General features: G+C 62.5%; 18 protein-coding genes and 1 pseudogene. 11 read left to right on the top strand and 8 right to left on the bottom strand.

The window, feature by feature from the left end; translation table 11 throughout:
* The first annotated feature begins 189 nt into the window (after positions 1-189).
* Together glpK and JQ628_RS15630 are read left to right on the top strand one after the other, a co-directional pair.
* Complete coding sequence (gene glpK, locus JQ628_RS15635; protein WP_212223462.1) at positions 190-1,692, top strand: glycerol kinase GlpK; 1,503 nt, start codon at positions 190-192, stop codon at positions 1,690-1,692.
* Positions 1,693-1,813: 121 nt separating this feature from the next.
* A complete protein-coding gene (locus JQ628_RS15630; RefSeq protein WP_212223461.1) occupies positions 1,814-2,407 on the top strand; it encodes a GNAT family N-acetyltransferase in 594 nt (197 codons plus the stop codon).
* Between the two features lie 130 nt (positions 2,408-2,537).
* On the opposite strand, the gene JQ628_RS15625 is transcribed toward JQ628_RS15630, so the two are convergent.
* Positions 2,538-2,954, bottom strand: a complete 417-nt coding sequence (locus tag JQ628_RS15625) for a DUF6636 domain-containing protein (RefSeq protein WP_212223460.1) — start codon at positions 2,952-2,954, stop codon at positions 2,538-2,540.
* Between the two features lie 12 nt (positions 2,955-2,966).
* On the bottom strand, positions 2,967-3,410 hold the full coding sequence (locus JQ628_RS15620) for a hypothetical protein (RefSeq protein ID WP_212223459.1): 444 nt from the start codon (positions 3,408-3,410) through the stop codon (positions 2,967-2,969).
* Between the two features lie 224 nt (positions 3,411-3,634).
* Here JQ628_RS15620 and JQ628_RS15615 point away from each other — a divergent pair, with 224 nt between their 5' ends.
* Both JQ628_RS15615 and JQ628_RS15610 read left to right on the top strand, forming a co-directional pair.
* Positions 3,635-4,264 carry a glutathione S-transferase family protein gene (locus JQ628_RS15615; protein ID WP_212223458.1) on the top strand — a complete coding sequence of 210 codons (630 nt, stop codon included), beginning with the start codon at positions 3,635-3,637 and terminating at the stop codon, positions 4,262-4,264.
* 148 nt (positions 4,265-4,412) lie between these two features.
* The gene (locus JQ628_RS15610) at positions 4,413-4,775 is read left to right on the top strand and encodes an SPW repeat domain-containing protein (protein ID WP_212223492.1); all 363 of its coding nucleotides are present in this window, start codon (positions 4,413-4,415) and stop codon (positions 4,773-4,775) included.
* Positions 4,776-4,876: 101 nt separating this feature from the next.
* Here JQ628_RS15610 and JQ628_RS15605 read toward each other — a convergent pair whose 3' ends face one another.
* On the bottom strand, positions 4,877-6,202 hold the full coding sequence (locus JQ628_RS15605; protein ID WP_212223457.1) for an MFS transporter: 1,326 nt from the start codon (positions 6,200-6,202) through the stop codon (positions 4,877-4,879).
* A 274-nt stretch (positions 6,203-6,476) separates the two neighbouring features.
* Here JQ628_RS15605 and JQ628_RS15600 point away from each other — a divergent pair.
* A pseudogene (locus tag JQ628_RS15600) lies at positions 6,477-6,742 on the top strand (glutathione S-transferase C-terminal domain-containing protein); the annotation flags it as partial.
* Between the two features lie 111 nt (positions 6,743-6,853).
* On the opposite strand, the gene maiA reads toward JQ628_RS15600, so the two are convergent.
* From maiA to metF, 3 genes are all read right to left on the bottom strand, one after another.
* Positions 6,854-7,519, bottom strand: a complete 666-nt coding sequence (maiA, locus tag JQ628_RS15595; protein ID WP_212223456.1) for a maleylacetoacetate isomerase — start codon at positions 7,517-7,519, stop codon at positions 6,854-6,856.
* Positions 7,520-7,677: 158 nt separating this feature from the next.
* Entirely contained in the window at positions 7,678-11,547 is a 3,870-nt protein-coding gene (gene metH / locus JQ628_RS15590) for a methionine synthase (protein WP_212223455.1), read from the bottom strand.
* Between the two features lie 3 nt (positions 11,548-11,550).
* The gene (gene metF / locus JQ628_RS15585) at positions 11,551-12,465 is read right to left on the bottom strand and encodes a methylenetetrahydrofolate reductase [NAD(P)H] (protein WP_212223454.1); all 915 of its coding nucleotides are present in this window, start codon (positions 12,463-12,465) and stop codon (positions 11,551-11,553) included.
* 381 nt (positions 12,466-12,846) lie between these two features.
* On the opposite strand from metF, the gene JQ628_RS15580 reads away from it, so the two are divergent.
* Positions 12,847-13,866, top strand: a complete 1,020-nt coding sequence (locus tag JQ628_RS15580; protein ID WP_212223453.1) for an LLM class flavin-dependent oxidoreductase — start codon at positions 12,847-12,849, stop codon at positions 13,864-13,866.
* A 149-nt stretch (positions 13,867-14,015) separates the two neighbouring features.
* Here JQ628_RS15580 and JQ628_RS15575 read toward each other — a convergent pair whose 3' ends face one another.
* Together JQ628_RS15575 and JQ628_RS15570 are read right to left on the bottom strand one after the other, a co-directional pair.
* Entirely contained in the window at positions 14,016-14,873 is an 858-nt protein-coding gene (locus JQ628_RS15575) for a prephenate dehydratase (RefSeq protein WP_212223452.1), read from the bottom strand.
* A 22-nt stretch (positions 14,874-14,895) separates the two neighbouring features.
* Positions 14,896-15,636, bottom strand: coding sequence for a 3-deoxy-manno-octulosonate cytidylyltransferase (locus JQ628_RS15570; protein ID WP_212223451.1), 741 nt, complete (start codon positions 15,634-15,636; stop codon positions 14,896-14,898).
* Between the two features lie 211 nt (positions 15,637-15,847).
* On the opposite strand from JQ628_RS15570, the gene JQ628_RS15565 reads away from it, so the two are divergent.
* The 5 genes from JQ628_RS15565 (at position 15,848) to JQ628_RS15545 (ending at position 22,740) form a co-directional block, all read left to right on the top strand.
* A complete protein-coding gene (locus JQ628_RS15565) occupies positions 15,848-16,399 on the top strand; it encodes a c-type cytochrome (RefSeq protein ID WP_212223450.1) in 552 nt (183 codons plus the stop codon).
* A gap of 296 nt (positions 16,400-16,695) precedes the next feature.
* A complete protein-coding gene (locus tag JQ628_RS15560; RefSeq protein ID WP_212223491.1) occupies positions 16,696-18,546 on the top strand; it encodes an extracellular solute-binding protein in 1,851 nt (616 codons plus the stop codon).
* 14 nt (positions 18,547-18,560) lie between these two features.
* Positions 18,561-20,444: an extracellular solute-binding protein gene (locus tag JQ628_RS15555; RefSeq protein WP_212223449.1), complete on the top strand. Its 1,884-nt coding sequence runs from the start codon at positions 18,561-18,563 to the stop codon at positions 20,442-20,444.
* Positions 20,444-21,556, top strand: a complete 1,113-nt coding sequence (locus tag JQ628_RS15550) for a microcin C ABC transporter permease YejB (RefSeq protein ID WP_212223448.1) — start codon at positions 20,444-20,446, stop codon at positions 21,554-21,556. Before JQ628_RS15555 ends, JQ628_RS15550 begins: the two co-directional genes overlap by 1 nt.
* Entirely contained in the window at positions 21,556-22,740 is a 1,185-nt protein-coding gene (locus JQ628_RS15545) for an ABC transporter permease (RefSeq protein WP_212223447.1), read from the top strand. Before JQ628_RS15550 ends, JQ628_RS15545 begins: the two co-directional genes overlap by 1 nt.
* Position 22,741: the final 1 nt, after the last annotated feature.

Below are 22,741 nucleotides of genomic sequence, written 5' to 3'. Positions count from 1 at the left end.
AGGTCCTCCTCGCTGATCAGTTGACCTGTTACCTATGTCCCCGGTCTAATCTGTTACCTATGTAGCCGGTCAGGACCTCGCGCCACCCGCCCCACAAGGGGGCGGGATAAGAGCAGCGCGCGCGTGTATTGACGAACCATCTCCAATCCGCTGTCCTCCCCGCCAATCAAAAACCTCCCGGGAGCGCCCATGTCTTTCGTCCTCGCCATCGATCAGGGCACCACATCCTCGCGCGCCATCGTATTCCGTGGCGACATCTCGATCGCGGCGACCGCGCAAGCCGAGTTCCCGCAGCACTTTCCGGCCTCCGGCTGGGTCGAGCACGAGCCGGAGGACATCTGGACCTCGACGATCGCAACCTGCCGCGAAGTGATGACGAAGGCCGGCCTCACCGCAAAGGACATCGCCGCGATCGGCATCACCAACCAGCGCGAGACCACCGTGGTGTGGGACCGCGCGACGGGAAAGGCCGTGCACCGCGCCATCGTCTGGCAGGACCGCCGCACATCAGACATCTGCGCCAAACTGAAGGCCGAAGGCCACGAGCCCACGATCACCAAAAAGACTGGCCTGATCATCGACCCCTATTTCTCCGGCACGAAAGTCGCATGGATCCTCGACCACGTCCCCGGCGCGCGCGAACGCGCCGAGCGCGGCGAACTGATGTTCGGCACCGTCGATTGCTATCTGCTGTGGCGCCTCACCGGCGGCCAGGTGCATGCGACCGACGCCACCAACGCCTCGCGCACGCTGCTGTTCAACATCCACAGCGGGGAATGGGACGATGAATTGCTGAAAATACTGCGCGTGCCGCGCTCGATGCTCCCGGAGGTAAAGGACTCTTCCGCCCATTTCGGCGACAGCGCGCCCGATCTGTTCGGCGGCGGCATCAAGATCGCAGGCATCGCCGGTGACCAGCAGGCCGCCACCATCGGCCAGGCCTGCTTTGAGCCCGGCATGATCAAATCGACCTACGGCACCGGCTGCTTTGCGCTGCTCAACACCGGCACGACGCCGGTCGTTTCGAAGAACAAGCTGCTCACCACTATCGCCTATCAGCTCGGGGGAAGGCGCACCTACGCGCTGGAAGGCTCGATCTTCGTTGCCGGCTCCGCCGTGCAATGGCTGCGCGACGGCCTGGGGATCATCAAGCAGGCCGCCGAGACCGGCCCGCTGGCGGACAAGTCCGACTCCATGCAGAGCGTCTACCTCGTGCCGGCTTTCGTCGGCATGGGCGCGCCGTACTGGAATCCGAACGTGCGCGGCGCGCTGTTCGGCCTCACGCGCAACACCGGCCCCGCCGAGCTCGCCCACGCCGCGCTGGAGAGCGTCTGCTACCAGACCTGGGACCTGCGCGAAGCCATGCGCGCCGACTGGCCCGGCGAAAAAGCCGCCAACGTGCTCCGCGTCGACGGCGGCATGACCGCCTCCGACTGGACCATGCAGCGCCTCGCCGATCTGCTCGACGCCCCCGTCGACCGCCCCATGATCCAGGAAACCACCGCGCTGGGCGCCGCGTACCTCGCCGGCCTCCACGCCGGCGTCTATCCCGAGCCGGAAAAATTCGCCGACAACTGGCGGCTGGAGCACCGCTTCAAGCCCGCGATGAGCAAGGCGACGCGCGAGAAGAAGCTGAAGGGCTGGGCGAGGGCGGTGAAGGGCGTGCTCGCGAGTGATGAGGCGGAAGGGTAGCTTTCTGCCACGTCGTCATTGCGAGGAGCGAAGCGACGAAGCAATCCAGCTTTCTTGTTTGCGGCGAAAGAAGCTGGATTGCTTCGCTTTGCTCGCAATGACGACTAGAGAGGGTGCACCAATGATCCTCCCCGACGGCTACTCCGACGTCCCTGCCGGCAAGATCGCCGCCGTCGTCACGCATCTCGAAATGACCGAGCGCCCGGCGCGCGAGTCGGCGCCATCAGGCCCGTGGACGCTGCGACATGTCGATCGTCCCGATCTCGCTTGGTATCGCGGCCTCCTCAAGCGCGTCGGCGAAGAGTGGCTGTGGGCGTCGCGCATCCGGATGGCTGACGACAAGCTAGCCTCGATCATCGAAGCGCCGCAGGTCGAAATCCATGCGCTCGTACACGAAGATCGCGAGGAGGGCCTGCTGGAGTTCGATTTTCGCGAGGCCGGCAATTGCGAGATCGTCTTCTTCGGCGTCACCGCAAAACTCGTCGGCACCGGCGCCGCGCACTGGCTGATGCAACATGCGCTGCAGCTTTCGTGGTCGCGGCCGATCACGCGGCTCTGGCTGCACACCTGCACCCTCGATCATCCGGCCGCGCTGCCGTTCTACCAGCGCGCCGGCTTTCGTCCGTTCAGGCGGCAGGTTGAAGTGGAAGACGATCCGCGGCTCGACGGCACCGCGCCCCGCGGTGTGGCGAAGCATGTGCCTGTTATCGATTAGGCCCCTGCCGTCATCACCCGCGCAGGCGGGTGATCCAGTATTCCACCGCTGTTAGTGATAGAATCGAAAGGTCTCGGCGTACTGGATACTCCGCCTTCGCGGAGTATGACGAGATATTGTTGAGGCACCCTCAAAACACTTCCTGCTTCGCGCGTGACAGCGAAAATCCCCGGCGGTCCGCATTGAAGCACGTCACGCCGGTTTGCTCCGATTTGCACGTGAACCCGCCACGCTGCCACACTTCGCCATAGGCCAGCACCGGCAGGCGCGGGTCCGTCACCGTGTCGCCGTAACACAGCCGCTCGGCACTTCCCTTGGCCCTCATCTCAAAGGCCTTGCCCCATTCGAGATCGCAATCGCGCGGGCGCCGTGCCGTCACCGTCGCCTCCATGATGTCGCAACGGAGCGCATTCTGCCTGTCATAGTCGAAATACTGGCAGGCGATGTTCTTGGACGGCGACTGGAAGCCGGTCGGGCCGCTCTGTGCTTGCGCCGGGGAGGCAAGTGCCAGCAAGGACAGCGCAGGGAGCATGACGAGGTAGCGCATCGCCAGGCTGCCTCACTTGATCGAGCAGGTCGTGGAGCCGACCTTCGGCTCGGTAAAGTAACCCATCTTTCCGTTGCGGATCTGCCTGAACATGTATTCCTTGAAGCCGGGCTTCAGCTTGAACTGCACGTCGAACTTGCAAGACTTGTCGGTGACTTCGATCGTCATCGTGACGGTGCTTTGCGGCTGGTCGACGACGCGTTCCAGCCGGTTGGGGCCGGCAACGGTCCATGAGCTGCCGCCATCGGGCGATTTCTGTCCGAGGATCTTCAGGCCCTTTTGATTGTCGCTCAAATTGCCCGCCTCTCTCGTATTCGTCTCCTTCACCTCGTTGACGCCTGATAACGTGACCTCCAGCGTGTTCTTGAGGTGAATGCCCCGATAGGGATCGGGCCGGATTCTGTCGTAATCGGCGGTGAACGTCGCCTGGATATGCGTGTCCGTGTCCGCCGCCATGGCGCGAATTGAAGGAATAATGAAAATCGCTGCCAGGAGAGGTCTAAAATACTTCAACTGCATTAATCGTTCTCCGCAATGCGGCCCTTGCCCTCATGTGGATCGGGACCCCGTCCATCATCAGAAGATGCATGGCCGGGTCAAGCCTGACGAACGGTGCGTGCTTGCGCTGCCGCAAATCTCTGGCAAGCTGCGCGCCCAACACCATCGCAGGTATTTTGTAGATGTTCCTGATCGGCCAATACGACTCCCCGTTCGTCCGCCGTACCGCGATTGCGCTGCGGCTCTACGGCATCGCCTACGAACACAAGCCGTGGTCGACCTTTGGCGATGCCGTCGCCATCGCGCCATATAATCCATTGCGGCGGGTGCCGACGCTGGTGCTGGACACGGGCGAGGCACTGATCGAGAGCGCCGCGATCCTCGATTATCTCGACGAGACGGTCGGGCCGGAGAAGGCGATGCTGCCGGCGAAGGGCGCGGAGCGCCGCAAGCAGTTGCGTATCATCGCGCTGGCGACCGGGCTCGGCGACAAGGCGGTCAGCCTTCTCTATGAGCGCGTGCTGCGCAAGGAGCGGCTGGAGCTCTGGATCGAACGCTGCCAGGCGCAGATATCGGGCGTGCTGGAGGTGCTGGAGCAGGAGCGCGCCGCGGTGAAGACGTCATACTTCCTCGGCGAGCGCATCGGTCATGCCGATATCGCGGTTGCCTGCGTGCTGCGCTTCACCGGCGAGGCGCATCCGGCGCTGTTTGCGGCCGCACGCTATCCGGCGCTGACGGCCCATGCGGCCCGCTGCGAAGCGCTGCCGCCGTTTCAGGAGATCGTGCAGCCGCTGGCGCCGCCGAGCGGGTGAGCGCTCATCGCCGTGCTCCGTGGAGACTCGCGCGACGTTGAACAGCTGCTGCACGCTCTCTTGATTCCCTGCATTCCCTGCGACGATCCGCGCCTTTCGGGGCGCGTCGCGCATGACCACATGGGAAAAAAGGAGGGAGGTGAGCATCATGCGCATTCAGCATTGGCAAGACATTGCCAGCCTGTTGTTAGGCATATGGCTGGTCTTGTCGCCGTTCGCCCTTGGCTTCGACGGGGCGGCTCTCTGGATAACCATCGTGCTTGGACTGTGCGTCATTCTGTTTGCCGTGGAGGGATTTCTCATTCCGTCCTATCTGGAGGAATGGGGAGAGCTTCTCCTCGGTCTGGCTCTGGTCGCGGCACCCTGGACGGTCGGTTATGAGCAGGGATGGGCCACGGCAAATAGTGTGGTGTCGGGCCTACTGGTGATCCTGTTTGCAGTCTGGGAACTGATGACCGATCGCGATTTCACCGCCTGGTGGCACGATCGCTGGCATCACCCGGCCAACTGAAGGCTGTTGCCTGAATCGTTATCTGCTCGCGGTGGGAGCAGAGGCCTGCTGAGCCGCGAGATAATAGTGTGCGGGGTCCGATGGCCCCGCACGCGAGCCGCTCATGCTGCCTTGGGCTCTATTGGCTGCCAGATGCTGATCTTTCGGGTTTCGGGCATCAGGAATACGGCGAGCACGAAGCATACGGCGGGAACCGCGATCGGGTAGATCAGCGCGTAGCCGATGCTGCCGGTGGCGGCGAAAGCCGCCGAGGTGATGAACGGCACCAGGCCGCCACCCCAGCCGTTGCCGATGTGATACGGCACCGACACTGACGTGTATCTGATCCTGCCGGGGAAGAATTCGGCCAGAAACGCCCCGATCGGCCCATACACCATCCCGACATAGCAAACGAGGATGAAGATGATGAAGACCGCCACCGGATAGTTGATGTTGCCCGGCTGAGTGACCGTTCCCAACCACAAATACAGCGGATAGTAGGTGATCGCGGCGAGCAACATGCCTCCCAGGATCACCGGCTTGCGGCCGATGATGTCGGACAGCCAGCCAAAAAAGATCAAGCTCGGCGTTGCAATGAGCAGCGCGGCTCCCACGATGTAGGCCGACGTCAGCGCGTCCACCTTGGAAACCTGCTGGAGGAAGTACAGTGCCCAGAACTGGCCGCTGTACCAGACCACTCCTTGCCCGATCACCACAATGCAGGCGATCCCAACGTATTTGATGTTGGAGCTGAGGAATGCCTCCTTCCAGGGATTCCGGGTCATCTGTCCTTTGGCCTTGATCGCCTGGAAGATAGGGGTCTCCTGGAGCTGGAGGCGGATGTAGATCGCGATGGCCACCAGCAGGAAGGAAACCAGGAACGGAACGCGCCATGCCCATTCGTTAAATGCCTGATTTCCGAAATACTCACGTGTCGCGATGATCACGGCCAGCGACACCACGATTCCGAGGGTCGGCGAGGTCTGCAGCCACCCGGTGTAGAAACCGCGGCGTTCGTCCGGCACATGCTCGGCGACGTAGGTGATGGCGCCGCCATACTCGCCGCCGAGGCACAGACCCTGGATCATCCGCAAGCCGAACAGAACGAACGCCGCGGTCAACCCGATCGACTCGTAGGTCGGGATCAGTCCGATCGCCCCCGTGCCAACCCCCATTCCAGTAAGCGTAACAAGGAACGTATACTTGCGGCCGACCCGGTCGCCCATCCAGCCAAAGAGGAACGCCCCCAGCGGACGGATCAGGAACCCTGCGGTGAACAGCGCAATCGTGCTCAGCAGAGCTGCGACCGGGTGGGTTTGTTCAAAGAACTTGACCGACAAAACCGCGGCCAGGCTGCCGAAGATATAGAAATCATACCATTCGATGACGTTTCCCACCGACGCGGCGACAATCACGCGGCGGAAATCCCTTGGGATTTGCATTGCCATGTGCTGCTCCTGTTATTTCAAGGCGTTGCCCGCGCATTTTTCAGCGCTTCACCTTCTCGCGGAGCACAGTTCATGCACGGCGTTACAGACGCCAATTGCGATTGCGTCCGCAACGCCTGGCCTCGGGGGGAATTTTTGAATCACCCGCGAGGAGAGCTCCAACGGCCTTTGGCGCCGCGAGCCACCGCTGCATCCTTCCCGTCTGTCCGGGTGCGAAAGCGGGGAAAGCAATGTAATCCCTAACGGCCAGCCACCTTATCCGACTTTTGGCTTAGTCGAGCTGAATCAGGCGCAGATATCAGGTGTGCTCGACGTGCTGGAAGGAACGTGCCGCGGTGAAGCCGCCGTACTTCTTCGGCGAGCGCATCGGGCATGCCGATGTCGCGGTCGCCTGCGTGCTGCGCCTCACCGGCGAGGCGCATCCGGCGCTGTTTGCGGCGGCGCGCTATCCTGCGCTGACGGCCCATGCGGTGCGATGTGAGGCATTGCTGCTGTTCATGGAGATCCGTGCAGCCGCTTGCGTCGCCGAGCGGCGATTAAGCTGAGCCTAGCCGGTAGATGGAGGTGCAATGATACCGTAAATTCGCCCTTGCGCTACTGTGTATGGGGTTGTTTTCGACATTTTACTTCTGCCCCGCGAGTTTCCGCCAGCTAGCTGGCCTTCACCCGCATCGCCTCCGGCGTATCCGGCTGCACCAGCGGCGACGCCTTGGCAAATTCCGGCAGCGCCATCGCAGTCTCGAAAATGCGCTTCACCGTCGGCCAGCGCGTCAGCGCGATCTGCTGGGTGTTCGCGGCATGGACATGGCCGACCATGCAGATGTCGGCAAAAGTCGGCGTATCGCCATGACAGAACTTGCCGGTGTCCTTGTAGCCAGCGAGATGGCCTTCCAGCGAAGTCATGGTCTCGATGGTCCAGTGACGCCGCCATGCCGCCTGCTGCTCGTCGCGCAGATTGAGCTCGCGATCGAGATAACGCCGCACCCGCGGCGTCAGCAGAGGATGGCCCTCGCAGGCGACCATCAGCGCCAGCGCACGTACGCGTGCCCGGCCGGCGGTGTCGGAAGGCAGCAGCGGCGGCGTCGGGTATCTTTCCTCGAGATATTCGAGGATGGCGAGCGACTGGAACAGCGTGGTGCCGTCGTCCTCCACCAGCGCCGGCAGCGCCATCTGCGGATTGATGCGGCGGTAGTCGTCGGTGTGGTGCGCATCGGCATCGAGATCGACGAAGATCACCTCGGCCGGAATGTTTTTCAGATTGAGCGCGATGCGAACACGAAAGCTCGCCAGCGATCGCCAGAAGGAGAAGAATTTCATGGGGCACCCGCTTTCTTCCCCTCTCCCCTTGTGGGAGAGGGTGGACGCGATGCGAAGCATCGCGGACGGGTGAGGGGTCTGTCTCCGCGGATAGAGACCCCTCATCCGGCGCGCTGCGCGCGCCACCTTCTCCCACAAGGGGAGAAGGGAAGAAAGGGCTAACCCCGCGCCGCCTTCTTGCGATACGCCAGATGCACCGCGCAATTGCATCCCGGGGGATGCGAAGCCACATCGTTCGCCGGCACCGCGGCGGGAGCTGCCGTCGGCATCGCCTCCTTCACCGCGCGATCGGGCGCGGATTGATCCTGCGACGGGATGTAGTTCAGCACCGGCGCCAGCCAGCGCTCGGTCTCCGCGACCGTCATACCCTTGCGCGCGGCGTAGTCCTCGACCTGATCGCGCTCGATCTTGCCGACGCCGAAATAGAAGCTTTCGGGATGGCTGAAGTAGAGCCCCGACACCGACGAGCCCGGCCACATCGCAAAGCTCTCGGTCAGCTTCACGCCCGAATTCCTCTCGGCATCGAGCAGCGCGAACAGCGTCTTCTTCTCGGTGTGATCGGGCTGAGCGGGATAGCCGGGCGCCGGACGGATGCCGGCATATTTTTCCAGGATCAGTTCATCCGACGACAGCGCCTCGTCCGGCGCGTAGCCCCAAAACTCCTTGCGCACACGCTGATGCATCCGCTCGGCAAAGGCTTCCGCGAGGCGATCGGCCAGCGCCTTGCACAGGATCGAGGAATAGTCGTCATTGGCGTTCTTGAAGCGATCCGCCACCGCATCCTCGCCGATCCCCGCGGTGACGACGAAGGCGCCGACATAGTCAGGCACGCCGCTGGCGGCAGGCGCAATGAAATCCGACAGCGCCGAATTGAAGCGGCCTTCGCGCTTCTCGAGCTGTTGGCGCAGCGTGTGGAAGGTCGCGATCTTCTCCTTCCGCGTATCGTCGGCATAGACGGCAATATCGTCGCCGTCCGCGTTGGCCGGCCAGAAACCGATGGTGGCGCGCGCCTTGAACCATTTCTCGGCAACGATGCGATCGAGCATCTTGCGTGCATCATCATAGAGCGAGCGCGCAACTTCGCCGACCTTGGGATCGTCGAGGATGGCCGGAAAACGCCCGGTCAGCTCCCAAGTCTGGAAGAATGGAGTCCAGTCGATGTACTGCGCAAGCTCCGCAAGGTCATAGTCGTCAAAACTGCGCACCCCGAGGAAGGCCGGTTTCTTCGGCGTCTTGGCGAAATCGACCTTGGTGGCGTTGGCGCGCGCATCCGCCAGCTTCAGCCGCTTCTTGTCGGCCTGGGCCCGGAAATGCGCCGCGGAAATCTTGGCATATTCGGTGCGAATGTCGGCCGCGTAGGCCTCGCGCTTCTCCGGCGACAGCAGCGAGGAGGCGACGCCGACGGCGCGGCTGGCGTCGTTGACATGCACCACCGGTCCGCCGCGATAGTTCGGGTCGATCTTGACGGCGGTGTGGACGCGGCTGGTGGTGGCCCCGCCGATCAGGAGCGGCATCTTCATGCCGTTGCGCTCCATCTCGCCGGCGAGAAAGCTCATCTCGTCCAGCGAGGGCGTGATCAGGCCGGACAGGCCGATGATGTCGGCGCCTTCCGCCTTGGCGGTCTCGATGATTTTTGCCGCCGGCACCATCACGCCGAGATCGATCACCTCGAAATTGTTGCACTGAAGTACGATGCCGACGATGTTCTTGCCGATGTCGTGGACGTCGCCCTTGACGGTGGCGAGCACGATCTTGCCGGCCGCGCTGCGTCCGCTGTCGGCTCCGCCATTGGCAAGGTTGCGCGCCTTCTCCTCTTCCATGAACGGCATCAGATAGGCGACCGCCTGCTTCATCACGCGGGCCGACTTCACCACCTGCGGCAAAAACATCTTGCCGTCGCCGAAGAGATCGCCAACCACGTTCATGCCGGCCATCAGCGGGCCTTCGATCACGCTGAGCGGACGGTCCGCGTTCTGCCGCGCGGCCTCGGTGTCTTCCTCGATGAATTCGGTGATGCCGTGCACCAGCGCGTGGGACAGCCGCTTCTCGACCGGCCATTCGCGCCAGGCCAGATCGGCTTCCTTGGTCTGCTTCTCCTTGCCGCGGAATTTTTCCGCCAGCGCCAAGAGCCGCTCGGACGCGCCGGGATCGCGGTTGAGGATGACGTCCTCGCACACCTGCCGCAACTCCGGATCGATGTCGTCATAGACGATCATCTGCCCGGCATTGACGATGCCCATGTCCATGCCGGCCTTGATGGCGTGATACAGGAACACCGAGTGCATGGCCTCGCGCACCGGCTCGTTGCCGCGGAACGAGAACGACAGATTGGAGACGCCGCCGGAGATGTGCGCGCCCGGCAGGTTTTGCCGGATCCAGCGCGTGGCTTCGATGAAATCGACGCCGTAATTGTTGTGCTCTTCGAGGCCGGTCGCGATCGCGAAGATGTTCGGATCGAAGATGATGTCTTCCGCCGGGAAGCCGAGCCGCCCGGTCAGGATGTCATAGGCGCGCTTGCAGATTTCGGTCTTGCGCTCGAACGTATCGGCCTGGCCCTTTTCGTCGAACGCCATCACCACCACGGCCGCGCCGTGGCGTTGGGCGATCTTCGCCTCGTGGATGAATTTCTCCTCGCCTTCCTTCATCGAGATCGAGTTCACCACCGGCTTGCCCTGAAGGCACTTCAGGCCGGCCTCGATCACGTTGAATTTCGAGGAATCGACCATCACAGGGACGCGCGCGATATCCGGCTCCGCGGCGACGAGATTGAGGAACGTCACCATCGCCGCTTCGGAATCGAGCAGGCCCTCGTCCATGTTGACGTCGATGATCTGGGCGCCATTCTCGACCTGGTCGCGCGCCACCTGAAGCGCGGCGGTGTAATCGCCCGCGGTGATCAGCTTGCGGAATTTCGCCGAGCCCGTGACGTTGGTGCGCTCGCCGACATTGACGAAGGGGATGGCGGGCGTCAGCTCGAACGGCTCGAGGCCGGACAGACGCAGGCGCGGCTCGATCGCGGGAACGATGCGCGGCTTGTGCGGGGCAACCGCGGCGGCAATCGCCGCGATGTGCTCCGGCGTGGTGCCGCAGCAGCCGCCGACGATGTTGACGAGGCCGGATTCGGCGAATTCGCCGATGAGCCGCGCCATATATTCCGGGGTCTCGTCATACTGGCCGAATTCGTTGGGCAAGCCGGCATTCGGATAGGCGCACACCAGCGTATCGGCGACGCGGCCGATATCGGCAATATGCGCGCGCAGATCTTCGGCGCCGAGGGCGCAGTTGAAGCCGATGGTGATCGGCTTGGCGTGCCGGACCGAATTCCAGAAGGCTTCCGGCAACTGGCCCGAGAGCAGGCGGCCGGACTTGTCGGTGATGGTGCCGGAGATCATCACGGGCACGTCGATGCCGCGCGCTTCGGTGATTTCGGCGATCGCGTAGAGCGCCGCCTTGGCATTCAGCGTATCGAAGATGGTTTCAACCAGCAGCAGGTCGGCGCCGCCGTCGAGGAGGCCGTTGACCTGCTCGCCATAGGCCTTGCGCAGATCGTCGAAGGTAACGGCGCGGTAGCCGGGATTGGCCACATCGGGCGAGATCGAGGCGGTGCGGTTGGTGGGGCCGAGCGCGCCCGCCACGAAGCGCGGCTTGCCGTCCTCGGCCGACACGCGCTCGGCCGCCGCACGCGCGAGCTTCGCGCCGTCGCGGTTGAGCTCATAGGCAAGGTCCGACATGTCGTAGTCGGCCTGCGCGATCGAGGTCGAGGAGAACGTGTTGGTGGCGACGATATCGGCGCCGGCGCGCAAATAAGCGGCGTGGATGTCCTCGATCGCCTTCGGCTGCGTCAGGATCAGAAGATCGTTGTTGCCGCGCACGTCTCGGTGAAAGTCGGCAAAGCGTTCGCCGCGGAAGGCGGCTTCGTCGAACTGCAGGCCCTGGATCATGGTGCCCATGGCGCCGTCGAGCACCAGAATGCGTTCGCGGGCGGCCGCCAAAAGCGCAGAGCGCTTGGGAGAAACGGGTACGGTCATGAATCAAGCGGCTTTCTGTGCGCCCTTCGGGCGGATGCCGAGCAAATGGCTGATCGCGAACACGAGGTCGGCGCGGTTCATGGTGTAGAAGTGGAAGGTGTCGACACCGAATTTCGCCAGCTTCTGCACCTGCCCGGCGGCTACCGTCGCGGCCACCAGCTTCCTGGTCTCGGCATCGTCGTCGAGGCCTTCGAATTTTTCCGCAAGCCAGTCCGGCACCGTGGTGCCGGCACGCGTCACGAAATTGCGCGCCTGCTTGAAATTGTGCATCGGCATGATGCCGGGCACGATCGGGATCGTGATGCCGCGCGCGCGGACGCGGTCGAGATAGCGCAGGTAAAGCTCGTTATCGAAGAACACTTGGGTGATCGCCCGCGTCGCGCCGGCATCGACCTTGGCCTTGAGCATGTCGATGTCGGCATCGATGTCGCGGCTCTCGGGATGTTTTTCCGGATAGGCCGACACCGAAATCTCGATATCTGCATGCTGCTTCTTGATGCCCGCAACGAGTTCAGCGGAGGTCTGATAGCCGTCCGGATGCGTCGAGTAGGGCGTGCCGATGCCGCCCGGCGGGTCGCCGCGCAGCGCCACGATGTGGCGAACGCCGATGTCATGGTAGCGGCCGACGATCTCGTCGATCTCGCCGCGCGAGGCGCCGACGCAGGTGAGGTGCGCGGCCGGCAGCAAGTCGGTTTCGCCCAGAATGCGGGCGATGGTCGAATGGGTGCGCTCACGGGTCGAGCCGCCGGCGCCGTAGGTCACCGAGACGAAATTGGGGGCCAGCGGCGCCAGCCGCTTGATGGTCTCCCACAGGTTCTTCTCCATCTCCTCGGTCTTGGGCGGGAAGAACTCGAAGGAGATTTTTGGGGATTTGAGCACGCGCTGCCCATCAGGCGCGGGGACGGCAAACTCGGTCATGACGCTCGAAAATCTCCGGAAAATGCGGACAACGGCCTATCGCGTGGACACCAAAATAAGCCAAACGGGGTCGCCCCGACAGCCCATCGGGTTTGGGAAGTTGCCCAATATGTGTATATGGATCGATTTTGTGACCCTACATTTCTTTCGTTGGGAAGAATTATAGGCAATCTTCATGGTTATATATGTATTATATTTCAATGTGTTGATAGAATTCGCAATCGACTCTCCGTGAGTGGGCAGATGGTGTATTTAACAAATTCATCATAATCAGTCCCACCCAACGGATCGACCTGCCGCCGTCTCAGGCTTTCCGCGCGCGCCCCTGATCTGCACGGCACAGGTCTTTGTGTGGGGCGGCGCTCACACTAGTTTATCGCGATGATCCCGCTCTCCGTTCTCGACCTCTCCGTCGTCACCACCGGCACCAGGCCGGCGGCGGCGCTGCGCAACAGCATCGATCTGGCCCGCCATGTCGATGGGCTCGGCTATGTCCGCTACTGGCTCGCTGAGCACCACAACCTTGCCTCCGTCGCGAGCCCCGCGCCGGACCTGATGATCGGCCAGATCGCGGCCGTCACCCAAAACATCCGCGTCGGCTCCGGCGGCGTGATGCTGCCCAACCATGCGCCGCTGGTGGTGGCCGAGCGCTTCAAGATGCTGGAGGCGCTGTTTCCCGGCCGCATCGATCTTGGCCTCGGCCGCGCGCCCGGCACCGACGGCGCCACCGCCTACGCGCTGCGCAGCCGCCTCGACCGCCGCGAGGGCGATGATTTCCTCGAACGGCTGCATGAGCTCACGCTCTGGGAGACGCGCGATTTCCCGGCCGGCCATCCCTACAACAATGTGGTGGCAATGCCCGACGATTCCCCGCTGCCGCCGATCTGGCTGCTCGGCTCCAGCGACTATTCTTCAGAGCTCGCCGCGCAGGTCGGGATGGGCTTTGCGTTCGCGCATCACTTTGCGATGCACGACGCCATCGATGCGATGACGACCTACAAGAAGCATTTCAAGCCGTCGGGTTGGCGCCAGACGCCGCATTCCATTCTGGCCGTCGCCGTGGTCGCCGCCGAAACAGATGCGGAAGCCGAGAAGCTTGCAAGCTCGATGGACCTCAACCGCCTGCGGCGCGACCGCGGCCAATTCCTGCCGCTGCCGAGCGTGGAAGAGGCCTTGGCCTATCCCTACACCGACGCGGAGCGCGCCTCGGTCATGCGCAACCGCTCGCGCCTGTTCGTCGGCAGCCCGGCCACCGTGATGCAGAAGCTGCAGCCGATGATCGCGGCAAGCCAGGCGGACGAACTGATGGTGATTACCGCGGTGTATGATCACGAAGCGCGGAAGAAGTCGTACGATTTGCTGGCGGATGCGTTCGGGTTGGCCAAGAAAGCCGCGGCATAATCGCTGTCGTCCCGGCCTTGAGCCGGGACCCATAACCACCGCGATCAATTGGTGAGAGAAAGTATCAACTCCAATCGCCCAAACTCGCGAGATCACGCGGTATGGGTCCCGGCTTTCGCCGGGACGACGGGCGGACGGTTTTGCGGAAACTAATTCCCGTTGCTGAACGTCGCGCGGAACGGATGGCCGGGATACACGCCGACGATGCGAAACTCGCGCGAGAAGAACTTCAGCTCCTCCAGTGCGAATGCGAGCCCGGTGTCATCGGGATGGCCGTCGACATCGGCATAAAACTGCGTCGCAAAGAACTCGCCGTCGACCATGTAGCTTTCCAGCTTGGTCATGTTAACGCCGTTGGTGGCAAAGCCGCCGAGTGCCTTGTAGAGCGCGGCCGGGAGGTTGCGCACCCGGAAAACAAAAGTGGTGACCAGCGGTCCCGATCCTTGCTTGGCCCAGTTCGGCGCGCGCGCCAGCACCACGAAGCGCGTGGTGTTGTGCGCCTCGTCCTCGACGTCCTCGGCTAGGATGTCGAGCCCGTAGATATTCGCCGCCAGCCGCGAGGCGATCGCGGCGACGGTTTTGTCGCCGCGCTCGGAAACATCGCGCGCGCTGCCGGCGGTGTCGGCCGCCACGATCGGCTTGATACCGAGCTTGCGGATGATGCGCCGGCACTGGCCGAGCGCATGGACATGGCTCTCCACCGTCTTGATGTCCGACAGCTTCACGCCCTTCACCGCCATCAATTGATGGCGGATCGGCAAGAACCATTCGCCGACGATGTGAAGGCCCGACGCCGGCAGGAGATGGTGGATGTCGGCTACGCGGCCGGCGACCGAATTCTCGATCGGGATCATGCCGAGATCGGCCTCGCCGGAGGAGATCGCCGACAGCGCATCCTCGAAGGTGGCGCAGGGCATCGGCTCGGCGTCCGGATAGGCTTCGGCGATGGCGATGTGCGAATTGGCGCCCGGTTCGCCCTGGAACGCGACTTTCAGTTTCTTGGTCATGGAGGGGCCTTGTAACAGCGCTTCAGCTATTTGCCAGTATCCGGCGGGCAGTTTCGAGGTCGGCCGGCGTGTCGACCCCGCGCGGAACAGTATCCACGATCGTCACGTCGATCCGCATTCCGGCCTCCAGCGCGCGGAGCTGCTCGAGCTTTTCCTGCTTCTCCAGCGGCGAAGGCGGCAGCGCCACAAAGCGCTCCAGTGCGGCGCGGCGATAGGCATAGAGCCCGATATGGTGATAGCGCGGACCGTCCCCGGTTGGTGCGGTCGCACGGGTGAAATAGAGCGCCCGCAGGCGCCGGCCGCCGATCGGCGAGCCCACCGCCTTCACCACGTTGGGATTGAGCGCCTCTTCCTCGGTGTGGATTTCGGCCGCCAGCGTTGCGATGTCGACGGCGGGATCGGCCAGCGGCGGCAGCACGTCCCGGATGTTACCCGGCGAAATGGTCGGAAAGTCGCCCTGTAGATTGACCACGATTTCGATCTTGCGGCCGGGATCGAGGATCTCCACGGCCTCAAAAATCCGGTCGGAGCCGGAAGGGTGGTCGGCACGGGTCATCACCGCTTCCCCGCCATGCGCCTGCACGGCGGCGGCGATTTCCGGCGTGTCGGTCGCCACCGCCACCCGGCCGATACCAGCCGCTTCCGCCCGGCGCAGCACATGCACGATCATGGGTAGACCCGCGATATCGAGCAGTGGTTTGCCGGGCAGGCGGGTCGCGGCCATGCGGGCCGGAATCAGCACCAGCGCGCGATTTGCAGTCATCGGGATAGGGGGCGGCGTTTGGGTCAAAAACAGGCGCAAAAATAGTGAGGATCGAACGAAGGCGGGCGCCTTTTACCGGGTTGCCAGAGACGGGGCAAACCGATATCTCAACCCCTGCCGAGGGTGCGGCGCGAAAGCCCGATTCCTGAGGCCCCCGCGGCCGTTTCTCCGGCCTTACAGTCGTCTTTTCCGGCCTGGAGCCTGATCCGAAATGGACTCCTTCGAACTCAATAAAATTCTCGGCGCGATTCTCGGCACCTGCCTCTTCGTGCTGGTCACCAGCTTCGCAGCCCAGGCGGTCTTCACGCCCAAAATGCCGGAAAAGCCGGGTTTTGAGATCGCGGTGAAGGAAACTGCGGCGGGTGGCGCAGGTGCTGCGGCCGCGGCGCCGTCCGAGCCGATCGAAAAGCTGCTCCAGACTGCCTCGGTTGAGAAGGGCGCGGCTGCCGCCAAGAAGTGCGCCGCCTGCCACACCTTCGAGAAGGGCGGCCCGAACCGCGTCGGCCCGAACCTCTTCGGCATCGTCGGCGAGAAGAAGGGCGAGGGCAAAGCCGGCTTCAATTTCTCGGCCGCGATGAAGGCCAAGGGCGGCGAATGGACCTTTGACGATCTCAACAAGTTCCTGACCAATCCGAAGGCATTTATCCCTGGCACCGCGATGGGCTTTGCAGGTATCTCAAAGGACAGCGAGCGCGCCGACGTGATCGCCTACCTCAATTCGATGTCAGAGCATCCGCAGCCGCTGCCGACGGCGTCCAAGTAGTTATTGGACAGTCCCGCACCTATTTTGTTGAACGGCCAGGCCATGCCTGGCCGTTTGCCTATGGGGATCATGTCCAGGGGGATCGCATTGTTGTTATCGGGACGTTTCGCCGCAGCAATAAGGTTCCCGGACTGGCAAGATGAGGAAAAAGCAACATAATCGGTCGAATACCTGCCTTATAGTGGGCTTCAAGCGCGGGGCTGAAGGACCAAGATTCCGGGGCGTGCAACAGCAACAGGAATTCTGATTTGACGATTACCCGACGACATCTCCTGCAAGGCGGCGCCGTGGCCGCCATGGCTCCCGCCCTCGGTCTGGCAACAGCGTTTCCCGTACTCGAGACCGCAAAGGCGCAAGGTGCCGGCAACGAACCGGCCTGGCGGCACGCATTGTCGCTGTTCGGCGACATCAAGTATCCCGCCGATTTCAAGCGCTACGACTATGTCAATCCGGATGCGCCCAAGGGTGGCGTGGCACGGATGATCTCGATCGGCACCTTCGATAACTTCAACATCGCCGTTGCCGGCATCAAGGGTAATCTCGCGCCAGCGGCGACCCAGATTTACGAAACGCTGATGGCGAAATCGCTGGACGAGGTCGTCACACAGTACGGCCTGCTCGCGGAAGCGGCCGCCCATCCCGACGATTTCTCCTGGGTGATCTATCGCCTCAACAAGGAAGCGCGCTGGCACGACGGCAAGCCGGTGACGCCGGAAGACGTGATCTTTTCGCTGGAGACGCTCAAGAAACTGAGCCCGTTTTACGCCGCCTATTATCGCCACGTCGTGAAATCCGAAAAGAGCGGCGAGCGCGACATCAAGTTCACCTTCGACATGCCGGGCAATCGCGAATTGCCAACCATCGTCGGCGAAATTCCGGTACTTCCCAAGCATTGGTGGGAAGGTACCGACGAGCAGGGCCGCAAGCGCGATATCTCGCAGACCACGCTGGAGAAGCCGCTGGGCTCGGGTCCCTACCGAATCAAGGATTTCGTCGCGGGTCGCTCGGTCACGCTGGAGCGCGTGAAGGATTACTGGGGTGCCAAGCTGCCGGTGCGCGTCGGGCAGAACAATTTTGACGAGTTGCGCTTCGAGTTTTTCCGCGACAACCTGGTTGCGCTGGAGGCGTTCAAGGCCGATCAGGCCGACTGGATCGCCGAGAATTCCGCCAAGCAATGGGCGACGGCGTATGACTTCCCGGCGGTCACCGACAAACGCGTCGTCAAGGAAGAATTTCCGATCAACGATTCCGGCCGGATGCAGGCATTTGCCATCAACAACCGGCGGGAGCAGTTCAGGGACGCGAGGGTACGGCGTGCCTTCAACTACGCGTTCGATTTCGAGGAGATGAACAAGCAGCTCTTCTACAGCCAGTACAAACGTATCAATAGCTATTTCGAAGGCACCGAGCTCGCCTGCTCCGGCTTGCCGAAGGGACAGGAACTGGCGCTGCTGGAGCCGCTGCGCGACAAGGTGCCGCCGGAGGTGTTCACGACGGCCTATGCCAACCCGGTCGGCGGCAATCCGGAAAATGTCCGCAGCAATCTGCGCGAAGCGGCCAGGCTGCTGAAAGAAGCCGGCTTCGAGGTGAAGGAGCGCAAGCTGGTCGACACGGCGGGTAAACCGGTCACGGTTGAAATCCTCGTACAGGATCCCTCGGCCGAACGTATTGCGCTGTTCTACAAGCCGTCGCTTGAGCGCATCGGAGTCAGCACTTCGATCCGGGTCGTCGACGATGCGCAATATCAGAATCGCATCCGCAGCTTCGACTTCGACATGATCATCGATCAGTGGGGCCAGTCGCTGTCACCCGGCAACGAGCAGCGTGAATTCTGGGGCTCGCAGGCGGCCGATCAGCCGGGCTCGCGCAACACGCTCGGCATCAAGAATCCGGCCGTCGATGCGCTGATCGAGAAGGTCATCTTCGCGACCGATCGCGAGGGGCTGGTGGCGGCTTCGCGGGCGCTCGATCGCGTCCTGCTGTGGAACTTCTATCTCGTGCCGCAATTCACCTACGGCTTTTCGCGCTATGCCCGCTGGGATCGGTTCAGCCATGCCGAGCCGATGCCCAAATATGGCCGCTCCGGTCTTCCGTCGCTCTGGTGGAACGATGCGGAGAAGGCCGCCCGTATCGGCAAGCGCTCTTGAAGGAATTTCCGCGCATGGCGCAATTCTCCCGCCGGCATGTCCTCGGCCTTGGCGCAGGCGCGCTGAGCGTTTTGCGGCTTGGGCCGCTGCGTGCCGCAGAGGAGGCGGACACCGAGGTGCACGGCATCTCGGCGTTCGGTGACTTGAAGTATCCCGCGGACTTCAAGAATTTCGACTATGTGAATGTGGGGGCGCCGAAGGGCGGCGTGTTCTCGACCATTCCATCGACCCGCGCCTATAACCAGTCCTATCAGACCTTCAATTCGCTCAACGCCTATATCCTGAAAGGCGAGGGCGCGCAGGGAATGGATCTGACTTTCTCGGCGTTGATGGTGCGTGCAGGCGACGAGCCCGATGCGATGTATGGGCTGGTCGCGAAGTCGGTCCGGATTTCGGCCGATAAACTCGCCTATCGCTTCACGCTGCGTCCCGAGGTCAGATTTCACGATGGCACGAAGATCACGGCACATGACGTAGCCTGGTCCATCAACACACTGAAGGCCAAGGGCCATCCGCTGGTCCAGGTACAAATGCGGGATGTGAAAGGCGCTGAGGTTGTTGATGAAGCAACCGTGATCGTCACCTTCGCCGAGAAGCGTGCACGGGACGTGCCGCTTTATGTTGCGAGCCTGCCGATCTTCTCAAAGAAATATTATGAGACGCGACCGTTCGATGAATCGACGCTCGACACGCCGCTGGGCTCGGGCCCCTACAGGGTCGGAAAATTCGAGGTCAATCGCTATATCGAGTACGAACGCGTCAAGGATTGGTGGGGTGCAAACCTTCCGGTCTGCCGCGGCTACTTCAACTACGATCTGGTTCGTTACGAGTTCTATCGCGATCGCGACGTCGCTTTTGAAGGTTTCACCGGCAAGAACTATCTGTTCCGCGAGGAGTTCACCGCGCGCATCTGGGCGACGCGTTACGATTTCCCGGCCATCAAGGACGGCCGGGTCAAGCGCGAGCAGGTGCCGGACGAAAGGCCGTCAGGCGCGCAGGGCTGGTTCATCAACACCCGCCGCGACAAGTTCAAGGATCCGCGCGTGCGCGAGGCGCTGATCAACGCCTTCGATTTCGAATGGACCAACAAGACCATCATGTACGACGCCTATGCGCGTACGCATTCGCCGTTCCAGAATTCGGACATGATGGCGGAGGGGCCGCCCTCGCCGGAGGAGCTGAAGCTGCTGGAGCCGTTCCGCGGCCAGGTTCCCGACGAAGTGTTCGGCCAGCCCTACGTGCCGCCGGTTTCGGACGGCTCAGGCCAGGACCGCAACATGCTGCGCAAGGCGCAGCAATTGCTCAACGAGGCCGGCTTCGTCATCAAGGACGGCAAGCGGATGACGCCGAGCGGCGAAGTGTTCCGCATCGAATTCCTCTACGAGGAGCCGTCGCTCAATCCGCATCACGCGCCCTACATCAAGAATCTCGGCACGCTCGGCATCGAGGCCAGCCCGCGCATGGTCGATGCGGTGCAGTACCGCGCGCGGGTGGAAGATTTCGATTTCGACATGACCATCACGCGCTTCTCGATGTCGACCACGCCCGGCGACTCGATGCGCGCCTACTTCTCCTCGTCCTCGGCCAAGACCAAGGGCTCGTACAATCTCGCCGGCATCGAAAATCCGGCCATCGATGCTTTGATCGAAAAGATCATTGCCGCCGAGAGGCGTGCCGAACTCACCGTCGCCTGCCATGCCTTTGACCGCGTCTTCCGCGCCGGCCGCTACTGGGTGCCGCAGTGGTACAACAAGACCCATCGATTGGCCTATTGGGACATGTTCGATCGTCCGAAGGACCTGCCGCGGTACCAGATCGATCCATCGGGCTCCGGCGAGCGCGTCATCTGGTGGTATGACGCCGCCAAAGCCCGCAAACTCGAGCAGGCGAAGCAGTAATGGCCGCCTACATCGCTCGACGCATCCTCCTGATGTTCCCGACGCTGCTGGGTATCCTGTTCGTTTCCTTCGTGGTCGTGCAGTTCGCGCCGGGTGGTCCGGTCGAGCGTGTCATCGCGCAGCTCTCGGGTGCCGATACCGGCGGCTCCTCCCGCATCTCGGGTTCTTCGAGCGGCGATTTCGCCGGCCGTACACCGCAGGCCGGCGCATCGGCCGATGCCGTAAACTCCAAGTACCGCGGTGCGCAGGGCCTCGATCCGGACTTTATCAAGAATCTGGAAAAGCAGTTCGGTTTCGACAAGCCGGCGCCGGAGCGCTTTGCGCTGATGGTGTGGAATTTTGCTCGCTTCGACTTCGGCAAGAGCTATTTCCGCGACACCACCGTCCTCCAGCTCATCAAGGAGAAGCTGCCGGTCTCGATCTCGCTGGGCTTGTGGCTGACGCTGCTGACCTATCTGATCTCGATCCCGCTCGGCATCCGCAAAGCGGTCAAGGACGGCTCGCGTTTCGATACCTGGACTTCGGCCGTGATCATCGTCGGCTTCGCGATACCCGGCTTCCTGTTCGCGATCCTGCTGATCATCCTCTTTGCCGGCGGTTCTTTCTTCAACTGGTTTCCGTTGCGCGGTCTCACATCCGACGGCTGGTCGCAATTTCCCTGGTACTGGAAGATCATCGACTATTTCTGGCACATCACGCTGCCTTTGATTGCCATGGGCCTGGGCGCCTTCGCCACCATGACGCTGCTGACCAAGAACTCGTTCCTCGACGAGATCAGGAAGCAATATGTGATGACGGCGCGCGCCAAGGGCTGCAGCGAACGGCAGGTGCTTTACGGCCACATCTTCCGCAACGCCATGCTGATCGTGATCGCAGGTTTTCCCGGCGCGTTCGTCCACGCGTTCTTCTCGGGCTCGCTGTTGATCGAGACCATTTTCTCGCTCGACGGACTGGGGCTTCTTGGCTTCGAGAGCGTGCTCAACCGCGACTATCCGGTTGTGTTCGGCACCTTGTTCATCTTCTCGCTTGTTGGCCTTGTGGTGGGCCTGATCTCCGACCTCACCTATATGTGGATCGATCCAAGAATCGATTTCGAGGCGAGGGAGGTCTGATGACAACGCTCGCACCGCAACCGATCGAAGCCTCGACGCAATCGCCGCTCGGCACCGTTGTGCCGGTCACGCCCCGTCCGCTTGCGATGTCGCCGCTCAACAAGCGGCGTTGGCAGAACTTCAAGGCAAATCGCCGCGGCTACTGGTCGCTCTGGATATTTCTGGCGCTGTTCCTGATCTCGCTGTTTGCGGAGCTGATCGCCAACGACAGACCATTCATGGTCAAGTATGACGGAAGGCTCTACTGGCCGGCCTTCATCAGCTATTCCGAGACCACCTTTGGGGGCGATTTCGAGACCGCGGCCGACTATCGTGACCCGTACTTGCAAAAGCTGATCGCGGACAAGGGCGGCTGGATCATCTGGCCGCCGATCCGCTATTCCTATTCCACGCACAATCTGGATTTGCCGACGCCGGCGCCGTCGAAGCCGACCTGGATGTTGACGGAGGAGCAGTGCAAGCCCGTACTGGAAAAGAAGGGCCTGAAGAGCTGCCGCGACCTCGAATACAACTGGCTCGGCACTGACGATCAGGGCCGCGATGTGGTGGCGCGGCTGATCTACGGCTTCCGCATCTCGGTGCTGTTCGGTCTGACCCTGACCATCCTGTCCTCGATCATCGGTGTCGTCGCGGGCGGCGTGCAGGGCTATTTCGGCGGCTGGACCGATCTCATCTTCCAGCGCGTGATCGAAATCTGGGGCGCGATTCCCTCGCTCTACCTGCTCCTGATCCTGTCGTCGGTGCTGGTGCCCGGCTTCTTCGTCCTGCTTGGCATCCTGCTGCTGTTCTCCTGGACTTCTCTCGTCGGCCTCGTGCGCGCGGAATTTTTGCGTGGGCGCAACTTCGAATACATCCAGGCGGCACGGGCGCTCGGCGTGTCCAATTCCGTGATCATGTTCCGCCATCTGCTGCCGAACGCGATGGTCGCCACCATGACCTTCCTGCCGTTCATCGTGTCGTCTTCGGTGATGACGCTGACCGCGCTCGACTTCCTCGGCTTCGGCCTGCCGCCGGGATCGCCGTCGCTCGGCGAATTGCTGGCGCAGGGCAAGGCCAATGTGCAGGCGCCATGGCTCGGCTTCACCGGGTTCTTCGCTGTCGCCATCATGCTGTCGCTGCTGATCTTCATCGGCGAGGCCGTGCGCGACGCGTTCGATCCGCGCAAGACGTTCCGGCAGGGGTAGC

The sequence above is a fragment of the Bradyrhizobium lablabi genome, from assembly GCF_018129385.1.
GTDB classification, from domain to species: domain Bacteria; phylum Pseudomonadota; class Alphaproteobacteria; order Rhizobiales; family Xanthobacteraceae; genus Bradyrhizobium; species Bradyrhizobium lablabi_C.
This window is presented reverse-complemented; position numbering and strand designations above follow the sequence as displayed.